This is a genomic window from Natrinema sp. LJW11, assembly GCF_056135975.1.
This window is the reverse complement of sequence record NZ_JBWBDM010000012.1, coordinates 83,041-97,733: the sequence shown is the minus strand read 5'-3', so window position 1 is coordinate 97,733 and position 14,693 is coordinate 83,041. Positions and strand designations below refer to the sequence as shown.

At 56.8% G+C, this 14,693-nt stretch carries 16 protein-coding genes and 2 pseudogenes; 9 read left to right on the top strand and 9 right to left on the bottom strand.

The window, feature by feature from the left end; all coding sequences use genetic code 11:
• Position 1 precedes the first annotated feature (1 nt).
• From AC0QDI_RS23570 to AC0QDI_RS23545, 6 genes are all read right to left on the bottom strand, one after another.
• Entirely contained in the window at positions 2-1,210 is a 1,209-nt protein-coding gene (locus tag AC0QDI_RS23570) for a TrbL/VirB6 family protein (protein ID WP_474672370.1), read from the bottom strand.
• The gene (locus AC0QDI_RS23565) at positions 1,211-2,068 is read right to left on the bottom strand and encodes a hypothetical protein (RefSeq protein ID WP_474672368.1); all 858 of its coding nucleotides are present in this window, start codon (positions 2,066-2,068) and stop codon (positions 1,211-1,213) included. It abuts the gene before it with no gap.
• Complete coding sequence (locus AC0QDI_RS23560) at positions 2,065-3,804, bottom strand: DUF8186 domain-containing protein (RefSeq protein WP_474672366.1); 1,740 nt, start codon at positions 3,802-3,804, stop codon at positions 2,065-2,067. The genes AC0QDI_RS23565 and AC0QDI_RS23560 overlap by 4 nt, the downstream gene beginning before the upstream one ends.
• Positions 3,805-3,850: 46 nt before the next feature.
• A complete protein-coding gene (locus tag AC0QDI_RS23555; protein WP_474672364.1) occupies positions 3,851-4,336 on the bottom strand; it encodes a pilin in 486 nt (161 codons plus the stop codon).
• Positions 4,329-4,574, bottom strand: a complete 246-nt coding sequence (locus tag AC0QDI_RS23550) for a hypothetical protein (protein WP_474672363.1) — start codon at positions 4,572-4,574, stop codon at positions 4,329-4,331. The genes AC0QDI_RS23555 and AC0QDI_RS23550 overlap by 8 nt, the downstream gene beginning before the upstream one ends.
• A gap of 283 nt (positions 4,575-4,857) precedes the next feature.
• Complete coding sequence (locus AC0QDI_RS23545; RefSeq protein ID WP_474672361.1) at positions 4,858-5,829, bottom strand: helix-turn-helix transcriptional regulator; 972 nt, start codon at positions 5,827-5,829, stop codon at positions 4,858-4,860.
• Positions 5,830-6,135: 306 nt separating this feature from the next.
• On the opposite strand from AC0QDI_RS23545, the gene AC0QDI_RS23540 reads away from it, so the two are divergent.
• Positions 6,136-6,453: a cytochrome P450 gene (locus AC0QDI_RS23540; protein ID WP_474672359.1), complete on the top strand. Its 318-nt coding sequence runs from the start codon at positions 6,136-6,138 to the stop codon at positions 6,451-6,453.
• Positions 6,454-6,695: 242 nt separating this feature from the next.
• Here the strand turns inward: AC0QDI_RS23540 and spt4 are convergent.
• Positions 6,696-6,883: pseudogene (spt4, locus tag AC0QDI_RS23535) on the bottom strand (transcription elongation factor subunit Spt4); the annotation flags it as partial.
• On the bottom strand, positions 6,883-7,905 hold the full coding sequence (locus tag AC0QDI_RS23530; RefSeq protein ID WP_474672357.1) for a transcription initiation factor IIB: 1,023 nt from the start codon (positions 7,903-7,905) through the stop codon (positions 6,883-6,885). The pseudogene spt4 and the gene AC0QDI_RS23530, both read right to left, overlap by 1 nt.
• 237 nt (positions 7,906-8,142) lie before the next feature.
• Between AC0QDI_RS23530 and AC0QDI_RS23525 the strand changes: the two genes are divergently transcribed.
• The 7 genes and pseudogenes from AC0QDI_RS23525 (at position 8,143) to AC0QDI_RS23495 (ending at position 13,411) form a co-directional block, all read left to right on the top strand.
• Complete coding sequence (locus AC0QDI_RS23525) at positions 8,143-8,595, top strand: ferritin-like domain-containing protein (protein WP_008415522.1); 453 nt, start codon at positions 8,143-8,145, stop codon at positions 8,593-8,595.
• Between the two features lie 669 nt (positions 8,596-9,264).
• A complete protein-coding gene (locus AC0QDI_RS23520) occupies positions 9,265-9,903 on the top strand; it encodes an IS481 family transposase (protein ID WP_238532957.1) in 639 nt (212 codons plus the stop codon).
• Positions 9,904-9,943: 40 nt separating this feature from the next.
• The gene (locus AC0QDI_RS23515; protein ID WP_008415518.1) at positions 9,944-10,618 is read left to right on the top strand and encodes a transcription factor TFIIB cyclin-related protein; all 675 of its coding nucleotides are present in this window, start codon (positions 9,944-9,946) and stop codon (positions 10,616-10,618) included.
• Entirely contained in the window at positions 10,615-11,373 is a 759-nt protein-coding gene (locus AC0QDI_RS23510) for a DUF4396 domain-containing protein (RefSeq protein WP_008415517.1), read from the top strand. Before AC0QDI_RS23515 ends, AC0QDI_RS23510 begins: the two co-directional genes overlap by 4 nt.
• 227 nt (positions 11,374-11,600) lie before the next feature.
• On the top strand, positions 11,601-12,557 hold the full coding sequence (locus AC0QDI_RS23505) for a formate/nitrite transporter family protein (RefSeq protein WP_008415516.1): 957 nt from the start codon (positions 11,601-11,603) through the stop codon (positions 12,555-12,557).
• A 353-nt stretch (positions 12,558-12,910) separates the two neighbouring features.
• Positions 12,911-13,054, top strand: a pseudogene (locus AC0QDI_RS23500) (IS1595 family transposase); the annotation flags it as partial.
• Between the two features lie 51 nt (positions 13,055-13,105).
• Positions 13,106-13,411: a putative quinol monooxygenase gene (locus AC0QDI_RS23495; protein ID WP_248898341.1), complete on the top strand. Its 306-nt coding sequence runs from the start codon at positions 13,106-13,108 to the stop codon at positions 13,409-13,411.
• A 97-nt stretch (positions 13,412-13,508) separates the two neighbouring features.
• Here AC0QDI_RS23495 and AC0QDI_RS23490 read toward each other — a convergent pair whose 3' ends face one another.
• Positions 13,509-14,054 carry a type 1 glutamine amidotransferase domain-containing protein gene (locus AC0QDI_RS23490; RefSeq protein ID WP_460921050.1) on the bottom strand — a complete coding sequence of 182 codons (546 nt, stop codon included), beginning with the start codon at positions 14,052-14,054 and terminating at the stop codon, positions 13,509-13,511.
• Between AC0QDI_RS23490 and AC0QDI_RS23485 the strand changes: the two genes are divergently transcribed.
• Positions 13,974-14,441, top strand: a complete 468-nt coding sequence (locus AC0QDI_RS23485) for a recombinase family protein (RefSeq protein ID WP_323174758.1) — start codon at positions 13,974-13,976, stop codon at positions 14,439-14,441. The genes AC0QDI_RS23490 and AC0QDI_RS23485 overlap by 81 nt on opposite strands.
• Positions 14,442-14,693: the final 252 nt, after the last annotated feature.

The window sequence follows — 14,693 nt, the reverse complement described above, 5'->3', positions numbered from 1 at the left end:
ATCACCACCGTGAGACCTTCTGTTTCGTGTTCTTGAGCCCGCGCTTTGCTCGAGTCGATGTCTTCTGTGTGGCCTTACGAGCGTCATCGGCGGCTTTGTCTCGCATACGGCCCGTCTTCGACTTCCGCAGATTGTTGTACCGACCAGCGTGAGACTTCGTCGAGCGGGCCGATGCGCCGAGCTGATAGGCTTTCGAGTTGCCCCCTCCAAGCGTCGTCTGGCCACTCTTCGTTACTGCGCCAACCTGATTGTTCGCGTATCCCCGATGGACGTTTCGAGCACCCCGGACAGCCTTTCCAGAGGTGCGTTTTGCCTTCGCAGCTCCAGATGCAGCTGCTGCAGGATTCGTTGCCGAGACGCCCTTCTGTGCAACGGTTCGTATTGCTGGGCTGCTCCAGTACACTGTCATGATCATCGTGATAATCGCTGCAGGAATTAGCGTCAACCCGATGAACAACGAAAAGAGGCCCTTAACAGATGTTTCGAGACCTCCAACCTCCCAGCCAATTCGGAAGAGAATAGCTGGCGGAATCCCAGCGAGCACTAAGCCTGGATAGATCCCTGAAGCTCGGCGTGCCATGTTTGCCGCGGGACTAAACGGCCAGACTTCCATCGACCAGAGGACGCCTAGTAGCGGCATGATCGGCGTCAAGACGCAGAGTGCAATCCATCGGAGAGCGACGACAAACCCTGCGATAACTAAGAAGAAATTGGATATGACGACCATTGCAAGAATGGTGAATACGCCCCCAAGCGAGGATTGGATGAGGCCACCGAGTCCTGCCGACATCTCGTCGATTGGGGCAATCGTCATACCTACTGCGTCGATGAACTGCAACGGAATCGATACAAGTGGAAACCAAACAAAAGTCCCCATAAATACGAGACCAAGTCGTCGCAGGAGCTGTTTTCGTCGGTACTCACTCATCGAACCTGCCCGGAGTCCAACAAACGCAAAGGCGATAACCGACAGCATGATCGCCAGCGGCATGATGTATGAGAGGTATACGTCTTGGTATAGACTCTCCCATGGCGCATTGTCTGGGGTTCCGACAACCATATACCCCGAATCCGATTTGGGGGTTGGAACGCCGACGATCGGAGCTAAGATTGCTTCATAAATGTCATTGACAAGGCCGAGAAGCGCATCGGTGAAATCCTCGATGACGTTCTCAATTGCAGTCTCAACTTCGTTTTGAAGCCATCCCATTCAACTCTCACCCTCGCTAGATGAACCTCCAGTAGAGTTGCTATCGAGGATGGTGAGACTACACGATTGATCGTCTCCATATTCAATATCCTGAGTATATGATGGATCTTGTCCGACTTGAACGACGGCCGTGACAGTCAACGGTTCCGTCTCGAGATCGCTACAGTTCAGCGAGTGAACTGCACCATCTGTAGCATAGACCGACCCCTTAGAATAAACAATAGTCTCCCCCGGCGGTAAGCGTGTCTCGTGGTAGTATGATTGCGATTCCTTCGATTGCAGTCGAGCAACCGGGGCTCCTGCCCACTCGAGTTCAGTGAGCAACGATGGAATCGTCCCCGTGTTCTCAATAACGATTGCCGCGTATGTCTCCCAATTAGGCGAGTTTTTGTCCCATTCCATGTCGGGATTCTCTGCTGCCCACAGGACATCTGTGATCGTACAGTTAGCCTCGAGCGTGAGCGTTGTTGCATCGACCTGATCGTCCCCATCGAGGGCAACTAGCTCGTATTTTCCAGTAGAGAAGTCATCTTCATATCGGCCAAGAATTTCGAACGATGTCTCGGTCTCGCCGTTCTCGAGACGCTGTTGATCGTACAGCTCTCCACTCGGATCAACGAGGTTGATGAACTCAACCGACGTCTCATCGGTAACTTCGATCTCGAGGCTCTCCTTCGCTATCTCGACGGACGTGAAGACATCACTGTCTCCAGCACTGATTCCATTCCCATCTGTACTATTGTTTGAGGGGTCTGACCCTGACGCACATCCAGCAAGAGTGGCTGTACTAACGCCGAGGGTAGCAAGGACTGACCTGCGAGCGATACGACTGCCATCCGTATTGGAATTTTCTGTCATTGTTGATCTGTAAGTCCGAGGAACGTGCCTCCGGACAGGTAGTCGAAACCGTAGACGGCCAGAGCGACCGGCAGAAACCAGAGCAGTGTTACGAGAATCAACTGAACGATCTTCTGGAAACCGGGATATTTCGGTGGTATACTTGCCCGGTCTTCCGCTGTGGAATATAGTTGATTCGCGCGCCACCACTCCGTTGGAATGTACTGCCCATCAACGACTACAGACGGCCGACTCTCGAGTTCGAGAACGGCCATTCCACTAGCGTTGACGGTAGCAGACTGATTCCCAACTTCAACCCGGCCGGTTGTGATCGGATCGCCGGTCGCCTTCTCCGTGACAGTTGCCTGAACGAGAGCTCCTGACAAGCTCGCCTCGAGGACTGTCAACTCAAGGTTCGTTTCGCGAACGGTTCCGTCGTCGTCGATCGAGATGGACTGCGACTGGCCACGGACAATGCCGTGAACGGTCACCTCGTCAAAAGTCGCTGCTGGAAGCGTCTCCGATTGGACGGCGACTGACGTTGCGTTCACATAGCGATCGACAGTCGCAATATCGATCTCGCTCGGGAGGGAGGGACCGTCTTGTTCACTCCCCCAGGCTTCTTCGATAACTAACGGCGGCTCAGCGGTATCCGTCGCCTCGCTTGGCATATCTGGCCGTTTCTGCGACGGTACGGCGTGAATTTGTGCTGGGCGGACGGATGATTTCGTCCGGGTAGTCTCGCTTTCCGTTCGGGATACCATCGTGTGCCAGCCGTCTACTCCGACAGAGTAGAACCGCCAATTTCCACGAAGACGAGCGGTACTGTCAACATCGATTGCTGCCCACGTAGTTCCCGGATGCACGACGACACCGGTGCGATTCTCGTTGCTTTCGAACGTCACGCGCTTCCCGTCACTATTGTCGATCCGAGTAACGGCCGTCTGACGGGATTCGGTTGCTGTTACCCGTTCGCTCACATTCTCCGTTTCAGTCTCCCACGGCTCATCACAGGAATCTGTCTCACTGTCGTAATCATCGCACGTCCGTATTTCATGGCGAAGGCGAACGGAGATGGCAACGTTCACGGAGAGGTTCTGTGTCCCCGATAGCCCACTGTACTCGAGAGAGGAGCGATGATCGTCACCGGAGTCGAGTACTCGACCGTCTATCCGTAGTTCGACACTCTCAATATCTGTCTCAGCAATCGACCACTGATCGCGGACCGAGCCAGTGGTATCGTCATCTGGAACACGGACTCGGTAATCGGATATCGCGAGGACCTCACCGTCTGGAGCGATATACTGTGTCGAGTTGTTTCCTGAATGCAACACCGTCGACGGCTGGACCGCGAAGATGCTCGCGTACGCATCTCTGATGTAGCGTCCGTCCTCGAGTTGTGCTCCCTCAGGATGAACTGACGTCTTCTCATTCCCAGGGGTGAAATCCTGGACGTCACCGCTGTTCCAGGTTTCGACGGCTTCAACTGGTTCTTCGAACGGGACATCCGTCGACCCTGCGAGCCGAGCGGAAAATTCCGCGTCAGAAGAAACGGTATCCGTGAACTCCTCACTTGAGCGGTCCCCCTTATCGATGTCTTCTGACCACAACAGTGGGAACCGCGTTTCGTTTACACCGTAATCAGGTCCGTCCGCAGGAATCGCCGTGCTCGAGTTTGGGTCAGCCGCAGCGACACCTGCAGTCAGACTCGCAACGCCTCCGCTTACGGCGAGGAACGCGACGGCGATGACGATCATACGTGACGTGGTCATTGGATTTCGGTGAACCGGTTTGTCTGCCGTATTAGAACGGTTTCACGCAGTCAGAGAAGCCGAATCCCATCTGACCGCCGACTTTGTCGATAAGTTCCGGTGAAATGAGAGCGAGGACGATAATGCCGAATCCGATACCCGACATTACGAGCTTCTCTTTGGCTTGGTTCTTCTTTTCAGGGTTCCCGCCAGCACGCATATACGAGAGGCCAGCTCGACCGACATAGAAACCAGTTGCAGGGAGCCCGAGACCAGCAACAGCGCCAAAAACAATACCGATACCAGTCTCGACACCGGTGCCGCAGTAAACGTCTCCAACATCGCTTTGAGCCGTAGCTGGACCTACTGCAACAATTAACAAGAGGAGTCCAGTCGCGAGTGAGACAATCTGTGGTGGAACAGAAGTGAAAAGCAACTGCACTCGCAGTCTCGTTTTACGAGACGTAGAGGACTCCTCGTTGGTAGTGGGGTGTTCACTAGACGATTCAGTCGCTGTGGGGGATAAATGATTACTCATGGGAAATTGAGTTGGCGTTTGGTGTGTCGAGGATGTTTTCGAGGTCCGCGAGGCACGACGTCTGGTCGATCAGGTCATCGAGGTCACGATCGTCGTCGCGGAGCGCTTCCTCAATAAGTGCGACGAGCCTATCTCTCTCGATGTCACGGTACGCCATCTGCTCGGCAAGTGCCTCGCGGAATAGCCCCGATGCGTTGATACCGGTCGCCCAGCTGAGGAACAGGGCGTCAGCGGGCATAACCGAAATAGTCGTCGTGGTAGTTCGTTTCACCATTCTTTTACTCACAGATCACTCGCTGACTGCGCAAACTCGAGAGAAGGTACTTCTCGAGCGAGTCGGTTCTGAATTAACTCCATTGGATGTTTCACCACTGGTTCTCACCAGGCGAAATATCGAGGAGAACAACTATATTCTCACTGGCGTTTACACCGTAAATATGTATGTAATCCGTACTGTTATTCAATTCTCAAATGACTCTCTGTCGCCCACGGATAATCAATAGGCAGGCGTTTGATGAATTCTAAGTCTCCTTTGGTTCCAGTTCAGAGGCAGGTCGAGCTTGCGCGCGATAGGACTCGTATAAGTTGATCCCCCATTCGACAAGTCGTTCGTTAGAGGTGACAATCATCACAATATGCTTTCCACTACCGGATTCATTGTATGCTCCAATAGCGACCTTACGAGTATCGTAGATACCGATACCGAGCGTATGCGCACGATCGAGGACCAGGGGCTGGTAGTTGTTATACGTCGAGCTGTGGACCACATACTGGGTTTGAGGGTTTTCAGCGGCTTCGACATAGGTTGGCAAATCAAGGATAGCCTCGCCTTCAATACCGAGTTCAAGCAATCCTCGATAGGCGTGGAACAGAACTGGATTAAAAACCGAGCAAAACCCCCGAAAGCGGCTTGTTTGTCGGTCATAGAGCTTGAGAGCTGTCCAAAGTACTGAAGAGGGGCGAGTAGGGGTGGAAATGATTAATTCAGCGTCGGCCAATTCCGGAATTGGAAAGGTCGCATCTTCTATCGGGAGGCGCTGTAGCCATGGCGCTTTCTCTATGAGTTGCTCAACTGCCGTCGCCAAATCAACATAGGCATTTAGAGCTCGTGTTCCGGCAGGTGTGATCTGCTGTTGTCCCCCGTCATCTTGGCTCCAGCCATACTTTGCGAAGGCCTTGAGGATACGCCCAATTGTAGGCCGTGACGGGGAACTGCTCACTGTTGATTCTAGCTCACTCGGACGGTATGATTGTCCCTCAAGTGTTCTTAATACCCCTATCGGATGGTCGGAGCGAGTCAGGAATGATAGTCCCTCAACTGAGACCGTCTGAAGACAGCTCTCAATAACATCCAGGAGTAAGAGGCCACCAGCAGTTAGCTCAATCCCTGTGTTATGATTGTTGACGAATCCACGGTCTCGGAGAACCGCGAGATGATTAGAGGCAGCCTGCCGGGAGATATCGGCCTGTCGGGCAACATCAGTCTGTGCCACGGGGCTCGAGAGGTCTCCCATAGCTCGTAAAACGTTGAGACGCGCCGAGTCGACTGTCTCATTGATAACGTTCCGGACAACGAGTTTTTCGCCTGTAAGGGGGTTCTTTGCTTGGCGTATATTTCCAGTCACAGTTGTGTCCCCCATATTGGGTTTCCTATCTGTCTCTTTGATCTAATAGTTATTCAATCTTATTGGCTATCGATATCACCAACCACAATACAAAAGTTACATTATACGAATATATTTAACAGTTGTGCGTAGATCTACAGTGGATTTATTTGTGTTCTATATGGATGAATTACTATGGATCCGAACGCTCCTCTCCCTCCCGCGCCCTCAGGGGACCCAGTGATCGGGCATACACTCGACTTTGCTCGAAGTCCGTTTGAGTTTGTTGACCGCGCGACGAACGAGTGTGGAGACCTCTATCGGATGGAACTTCCTAGCGTCGACGTCTACGTCCTCGCACATCCGGAGTATTTCAAACAAGCGCTGGTGACTGACATCGATGCATTCGGAAAGACCGCGGACTTTCAGCGGGTGTTTGGCAATGGATTGCTGTCGACAGAGGGAGAGCAATGGAGTCGCCAACGAGGAATCCTCCAACCTGAACTCGGCTAGGTCGATTCATTATGCATAGTCCTATGTGGAATTTAGATCATCAATTGATTCCGATATCCATCATGCATGAGAAAACCACCTGCCTGCCTTCAGCTCTTCTGGAGTGCGCTCGTATTTTCGCTTTCGATGGGGGTGATCGCAGCGTACCCTGTCAACGTCCTCCTCATCAAGTGAGGTGTGAAAGAAGGGATGGCAAATCCGGCAAGCATGGCGTCATAAGAAGCCGATTTTCGCGCTGTTATAACCTTTAGGGCATATGTCCCGGCTGGGTGACGATCATCGCCCCTGCGACATCGCTTTGGTTCGGGTGGGCAACGATGACACAGCCCGCCCAGTCATCGCTGAGGCTTGACGAGCCACAGACGGGACAGGCTTGCACGCTCGCCTCGTGGAGACTGTGACACTCCCGGCAGGCCAGTCGATCCGTCATTAGACTGCTGCCTCCGTCTCGGTGTATTCTCGCTGTTCAGCCTGCTGACGCTTCCCTTCGACTTCGAGCAGCTCTTGATATCGATTCCGGATCGTGACGGTGCTGACGCCGACCACCTCGCTGACTTCGTCCTGCGTCAGTCCATCGTTCGTCAGGATACCAGCAGCGTACAGCGCAGCGCCGGCGAGGCCGACGGGACTCTTGCCGGAGTGTGCTCCTTCTTCCATCACCGTTTGAATGAGTTCACGAGCACGGCCTTCGGTCTCGTCGTTCACATCGAGGTCGGACGCGAACCGCGGCAGGTACTGGTCGGGAGCCGGCGGCCCGACTTCGAGGCTGAGTTCCTGATTGATGTAGCGGTAGGCGCGCTTGAACTCCATCTCGTCCACGCGCGACACCGCTCCGACCTCCTCGACGCTTCGGGGAAGTCCCATCTGGCGAATCGCGGCGTACAGCGCGGCGGTCGTGACGCCCTCGATGGAGCGCCCTGGCAGGAGATCCTCCGAGAGCGCCCGTCGGTAGATGACGCTCGCGGTCTCGCGGACATCCTCCGGGACGCCGAGCGCGCTCCCCATGCGCTCGATTTCGGCGAGCGCCTGTTTGAGATTGCGTTCCTTCGAGTTGCGAGTGCGAAAGCGCTCGTCCCACGTGCGGAGGCGACTCATCTGCTGGCGCTTGCGCGAACTCAGGGCGTTGCCGTAGGCGTCCTTGTTCTGCCAGCCGATCTGGCTCGACAGCCCCTTGTCGTGCATCAGCTTCGTGGTGGGTGCGCCGGTGCGTTTCTTTCGATCGCGTTCGGCCGAGTCGAACGCGCGCCACTCGGGGCCGTGATCGATCTCGTCCTCCTTGACAACGAGACCACACTCGGCGCAGGTGGTTTCGCCGTGCTCGGCGTCGTTCACGAGTCGGCCACCGCACTCGGGGCAGACGCGTTCGGTTTCGTCAGTGGTTTCTTCGCGTGTGTCTTCAGTGGTTTGTTCGTTCGATTCGTGCGTACGGATGCGGGTTGTGTTGCCTTCCAAGATGACGTACGAGTGAGCGCATGCTCACTGGGTTGATTGCGACGGCGATACAACGAATTGCTACATCAGTAGATAGGAACCGAAGCTATTTAAATCCTCGTCTGAAGTCGACGAAAATTGGCCTATAGATGCGTCATGCTCGTCGATTACGGGCGTTGTGGTGGAGCAGCTCGCGCTCCAGACCCCAATCGAAAGGAACCCATATCTCTAATACTCTGCATTGAGTAGCGGGATCATATGACAAACGAACAGGTGATAGAGCTGCTCCGAAGCGCCTACAACGACGAGATCGAGACCGTAATGAACTACCTGACGAACGCGACCGTCCTCGATGGGGTCAGCGCAGAAGAGGTCAAAGAGAGCCTCCGAGCCGACGCGAAGCAGGAAGAACTCATTCACGCTGAGCGAATCGGGAAGCGACTAAAGGAACTCGATGCCCAGCCCCCGGCTTCATTCGAATTTGAGCCGGAACAAGAGGCACTCCAACCACCGGAAGACACGGCCGACGTACTCTCGGTCATCGACGGGGTGATCGAATACGAAGAAGACGCAATCGATACGTACCGGTCGCTCATGGAAGCTGCCAGAGAGGCGGACGACCCGGTCACCGAAGACCTCGCTATTGATATCCTCAGCGACGAGGAATCCCATCGGAGCGAGTTTCGCAGCTTCCGGAAAGGCTACGATTAAACGACGTCTCTGTCACGCCTTCTGGGTCGTAACTGTGTACTTCTGTGGTCGAGCGGAGACGGTATCTCGGTCTGGTTCACGGGATCGGTCGAGAGCGTTCTATACTGTCGGACAGAGGTGATTGAATATCAGACGCCGGTGAATCACCGGACAGCAGATAGATATTCCATTCTAATCCGTACGCGACTCTGTCCGACAGTATAATCCGGAGAATAGGGCGTTTCAATGTTCTCACAGCAGTATTGCTTCGATGGCCGTCGTCACGCCGTGTTCGGTGAACAGGATTGGTTCGTTTGCAAAACCGAGTCACCTCGCCACCTTCGGCTTTATCCATACTACTGGTCCGTTGGCGACCGCATGTAGTGTCCGCCAAAGATTTCGTCGGCTCTATTTGCCCGCCGATCAACCAGGTGAGATGAAACTTGCTGAGGATGACGCCACCCGGATCTGTAAGCGAGTTGTTGATCACGGCGTGGACACTGCGGTGGTTGCTGAGCAGTTCGAGGTCAGTCGGCGGCGTGTGCAGCAACTCGCCAAAGCTACCGTGAAAGCGGTGAGATTCCACAGCTGGAGACGCCAGGACGCAGACCCTACGCAGAGTATCCCGACGATCTCGAAGACCGCGTACTCGACGTACGTCAGCGCCTCGGCGCTGGCGCAGTCGTCATCGTGCACGTACTCCGCGTCAGAGACGGTCTCTCGGTCGCCAACAAGCGCGTTCACGAGATCCTTCAGGAGCACGACCACGTGACCGAGAATCCTACCAAGCAGGGCCGCAAGCGGCCGTGGGTGCGCTTCGAACGCGAGCATGCGGCGGTGACGGTCCATCTGGACTGGTACCGCAATAACCGTGGCCAGCAGGTGCTGGCGGTCGAAGACGACGCCTCGCGGGGTGTCTTTAATACGATCGCGACCGACAGCAGTTCGGCGAGCCAAACTGTCCCGATCCAGGAGGTCATCACCGACCACGGATCGGAGTTCGTCAATCCTCGTCGAGATGATCGACCGTGTCTCGATCACGAGTTTGAACGCTTTCTCCACGATAATGACATCGACCACACGCTCTGCAAAGTCGGCCGACCGCAGTCGAATGGGAAGATCGAGCGGTTCTTCCAGACCTACGAGAAACACCGCGGACGGTTCGGAACTCTCTCCGAGTTCCTCACCTTCTATAACGAGGAGCGCCCGCACATGAGCCTCGACTGGGACAACTTAGAGACGCCAGCTGAGGCGTTCGAGCGGTTGGTGCCATCGCCAGCGACGGGCGGTGGCGACCTGCTCACGACCGAGGTGACTGTCGATGGATGACCGACGAAATCTTTACCGAACAGCACAACCGTCGATGGGTATGATACAGCCGCAAAACGAGGCATGGTTGAATAGCGAGGTCGGAACGTGCTCAACGGGGAGGAACGTCGACGCTCGAACCGACAGCCATGCCGAGACCGATCGCTCGCCTCGTGCGACAATCCGGACCTGCCTGGAATGTGACTCGACCGACGTTCGTCACGTCCCGACTCGCGGGGAGATCGTCTGTGCGTCCTGTGGGCTCGTCGTCGAAACTGACGAGGATCTCCCGCGCACGCTCGACGAACTCGCCGACGTCTCGCGGGTCGAGAAGAGCGAGATCGGGCATACCCACCAGTACCTCTCGGGAAAACTCGACCTCAATCTGGAACCCGTCGATCCTGCGAAGTACGTTCCGCGCTTTTGTTCGGCGCTTGGTCTCTCGGGGGAGATCCAACACCAGGCGAACAGGATCATCCGGGCGGGCGTCGAGGAGAGAGCGCTCTTGGGGAAGTCCCCCTCGGTGTTCGCTGCCGGTGCGATCTACTTCGTCTCGCGGCTCTGTATCGAAGGCGTGACCCAGCACGACATCGCCAGTGCTGTACAAGTCTCTACGGTCGCGGTTCCCAATCATTACCAGGCCCAGGTCGACGTGTTAGGACGCTTAGACGGGGACGTCTTCCAGGAGCGATGCGTCCCGCTTCGCCGTGAAGACGAGGAGGAGGCCACCTCGTGAGCACGATCGCGGGGATTACGGGACCGCTCGGACACGTCGGGGCAAGAGCGACGCCGTTTCTCCAGCTCGTACACGACGGAAGCGGACTCGGTGCTCTCCAGGAGGTGCTCCGAAGCGCTCTCACGAACCCGGCGTTTCTCGCCGTGTGGGGGGTGCTCGTTTGCGGATCGCTCGCCGTACTCGCCTGGGATCTCCGGACGAATAATTCGATGTTGGGGAGCTTGATGAAGTACGTCTGGGGCTTTACTGTGCTTTACTCCGGGCCGCTCGGGCTACTGGTATACTGGTACTCGGGCCGAGCACAGATCGCCCACGACTCGCTGTGGCGGCGGGGCTTTCGCTCGGTGAGCCACTGTTATTCCGGATGCGGTGCCGGCGAGATAACTGGCGTCGTCATCGCCGTGGGTCTGTTGTCCCTCGGCAAGCTCCCTGTTGCGCTGATAACGTTCACCTTCGCGTTCGTCTTCGGCTACACGATGACCGTCGGCCCGCTGCTCGAAGACGGTGTCGGATTTGGTGAGGCGCTGGCCGACGCCTTCTACTCGGAGACCGCCAGCATCGCGATGATGGAGGTCGTCGCGATCAGCACCGACCTCTGGTTGGCGGGCGAGGCGACGATGGGCGATGTTCTCTTCTGGAGTGTGCTCGTATTCTCGCTCACGATGGGATTGCTCGCGGCGTACCCGGTCAACGTCCTCCTCCTCAAACGGGGTGTCAAAGAGGGGATGATGAACCCCAGGGAGATGGCGTCGTGAGAACCCGAGAGGAGGATCGTGCTACCCGGCCACCGACCGAACGATGTCGTCGAAACGTTCGCCAGTCGGTCGACCAACGAAAAGAACAAGCCGTCGGTCGGAGTACGCCCGTTGATGCGTAACTTCACCGTGAGAACGGCTCTCCATCGACGACGGGAATCGACGCCCCGTCGCGTGCGACGATCGTCGTTGACCATCGGGATCGACGACTCCGTTGGAGGACCGGGATGAGTGACGAAGGGACCGATCAAGAAGGTCAGATCCATGAGCCGGACCGCGCCGCCTCAGGCGTGCCGGTCACCGGCTGGGCGATCGGCGACCGCTTCTCGACGAACGAGATCTTCCAGCGACTCCTTGCAAGCGCCGACGAGGAGGTCGCCACCGGTACGACGGAACTGCTCTTCAGTGGGATCGCTGCGGGCTTCGCGATCGTGTTGACGTTCGTCGGCCACGCGGTGGGCAGTGCAGTCTTCCCGAACAACGGGTTCTTGGCCGCGATTCTTTATCCGCTCGGGTTCGTCTACATCATCGTCGGTCGCTATCAGCTCTATACCGAGAACACCCTTCCTCCAGTAGCGCTTGTGTTGACCAGATTGGCCAGCCTCCCGTTGCTGTTGCGCGTCTGGGGGATCGTGCTGTTCGCGAACGTCGTCGGGGCGGGCCTCGGAGCGTTCATTCTCGCCAATAGCCACGTCCTCTCGACGGCAGCGATGCACGCCGGCGCGGAGTTCACCAGGAGTGGGCTCGAACACGCGTGGTGGGACGTGTTCTTGAAAGCTCTGTTCGCGGGCTGGCTCGTCGCCGGGGTAGTGTGGCTCGGTACTGCTGCGCAGGACACGATCGCCCGCCTGTTGCTCATCTACAGTGTCTTCTACATGATCGCTGCAGCGGAACTCTATCACGTCGTCACGGCGGCGGCGGACGCGCTCTTTTTCGTGTTTCTCGACGTCCCCAGCCCTGGGTTGCTCGTTGTTTTCTACGATTTCTGGCTACCGGTGTTGCTTGGGAACACCGTCGGCGGCGTGTTCTTAGTCGCGCTCGTGAACTACGGTCAGACCGAACAACGGCGCTTCCCGGAGGTCCGCGAGCTCTCCGCGCGCGAGGTGCTCTTCAGCTGGAAGGGCGGCCGATCGCACACCACGCCCCGCCCGTACGTCGAGGAGAACGAGCCCGGAACCGACTGATCGACGACCCGTCGCTCCGCCCTCAACGAACTCGTCGTCTTGGAAACCCCGCAGAGCGAGATTTCCGGTGGGGCCTTGTGGTATTCCTGTAACTGTTTCGGTTTTTGGAGAAATAAGTTACTGAGACCTGTCTCTTCCTGTTTTAGCCGGTAGATTTTGGCTTCGACTTCGAATCAGAATCAACGGCCGATAGCGTGGTGTGTCTCTTCGAAAGCCCATAGACGACACTGGCGCGGACGGCCAACAGGAGCACGAGCGCAACGAGGACAAGTTGGCCGACACCGAGGATTTGCTCGGAGGACACCTGGAGCCCGATGGCGATGAACAACACCGTGTTGAGCAGGAAGACGATCCATAGCTTCCTTCGTCAGTGGCTGGCGAAGTTCAGGGGCGTCTCGAAGCACCACCACCAGAAATACCTCGGATTCCTCGGACTGAAACTCAACTCACCGGACGACTGGTTCGAGAAACTGCTATGTTGCAATGTATCGGGATGAGCGTCTAGCATAAATGTTTATGTGAGTTGCACACACACGTACGGACTGGGTATGACCGACGCAAACGTCGCCCTCCTCGTTCGACTCCAAGCACAGTCCGGCAAAGAATCCGATGTCGAGGAATTCCTCCGTTCGGCACTGCCGATAGCCGAGGAAGAACCGGACACCACCACGTGGTTCGCGCTCCGCATGGACGATTCGACGTTCGGCATCTTCGACACCTTTCCGGATGAATCCGGTCGGGAAGCGCATCTCTCGGGCGAAATCGCTGCTGCCTTGGAGGAAAACGCGGACGAGCTGTTCGCAGAACCGCCGGAGATAGAAGAAATCGACGTACTGGAGGCCAAACTCCCCTAACATCTGAAATTGGACAGACAGAAGCAGCAAAGACGAATCTCACATCTCGTTCACGAACGCCGGACGTTGCGATGGACCCTTTCGTGCTACCGCGCCGTTAGTGGCGACCCTCCTCGAACTCCTCGATGATTTTATCACAGAAGGCATCCAAGTCGTCGGGCTTGCGGCTGGTCACCAGTCCCTCGTCGACGACGACTTCCTCGTTAACCCACTCGCCGCCCGCGTTGCGGATGTCGGTCTGTAAACTGGGGAAGGAAGTCAGCGTCCGACCCTCGACCACGTCGGCCTCGACCAGCATCCACGGGCCGTGGCAGATGACTCCTGCGGGCTTTCCTGCCTCGATGAACTCCCTGACGAGATCCACTGCGTCGCCGTCTGCGCGGAGTTGGTCCGCTCCGACGGAGCCACCCGGAACGACGAGCGCATCGTAATCTTCGGGGGAGACCTCGGAGAAGGTTTTCTCCACCTCGAACGTGTCACCCGGGTCGAGGTCGTTGTTGACGGTTTGGACCTCGCCGGTTTCGTCGAGGACCTCCGCGAGAAGGGCATCGACATCGACCTCGTGAACCAACCTATCGGGACCGTCGGGGAGGACGACTGGATGGCCGAGATGATGCTCAACATGATGATGGTGTTCGCCGATGCCGAGCGCAAGATGATTCGCTCGCGTGTCCAGGAGGGCATCGACGCCGCCATCGCCGACGGCAAGCGCGTTGGTCGCCCACCCTTCGGCTACACCGTCGAGGACGGCTTCCTCCAGCAGATTCCCGCCGAATACGTTCGTGCCCAGACGTTTATCCGCGAGGTGCGCAAGGGCCGCGAGAAACACGCCACCGCCGCCTTTTTCGAAATTCCCGAGTCAGCCGTCCAGAGCGTCCTCGCACGGGCCGAGGCGAACTACGACGTCCCGTTCGACAACGACCAGTGGCGACTCGAACGCGCAAAGGTCAGCGCTGGCGAGAAGGACCTCCCGCCGCTCGATGGCCAGAGCGAACACCCACCCGCACCGACGAGAAGACCAGAACAGTAACTGTTCGTGGGAGAGCAAGCGTTCGGAGTCATCAGTGCGCTTGAGCCAACCGACTCGATCATGAGCAGGTGACAAGGCGGTCGTCGTACTCGGCAGAAACCGATGGGACAACATTCACTGTACTACGGTAGCCGCGTGTACGCAGCGAGCCCTCCGTCCAGTGTTCGTCTGCCGGACGACTTGTGGGTACGGTTAGATATACGATATGGGTACGAAGTCAACGCCAGAGTCGGACTCAGCCGACACAGATGC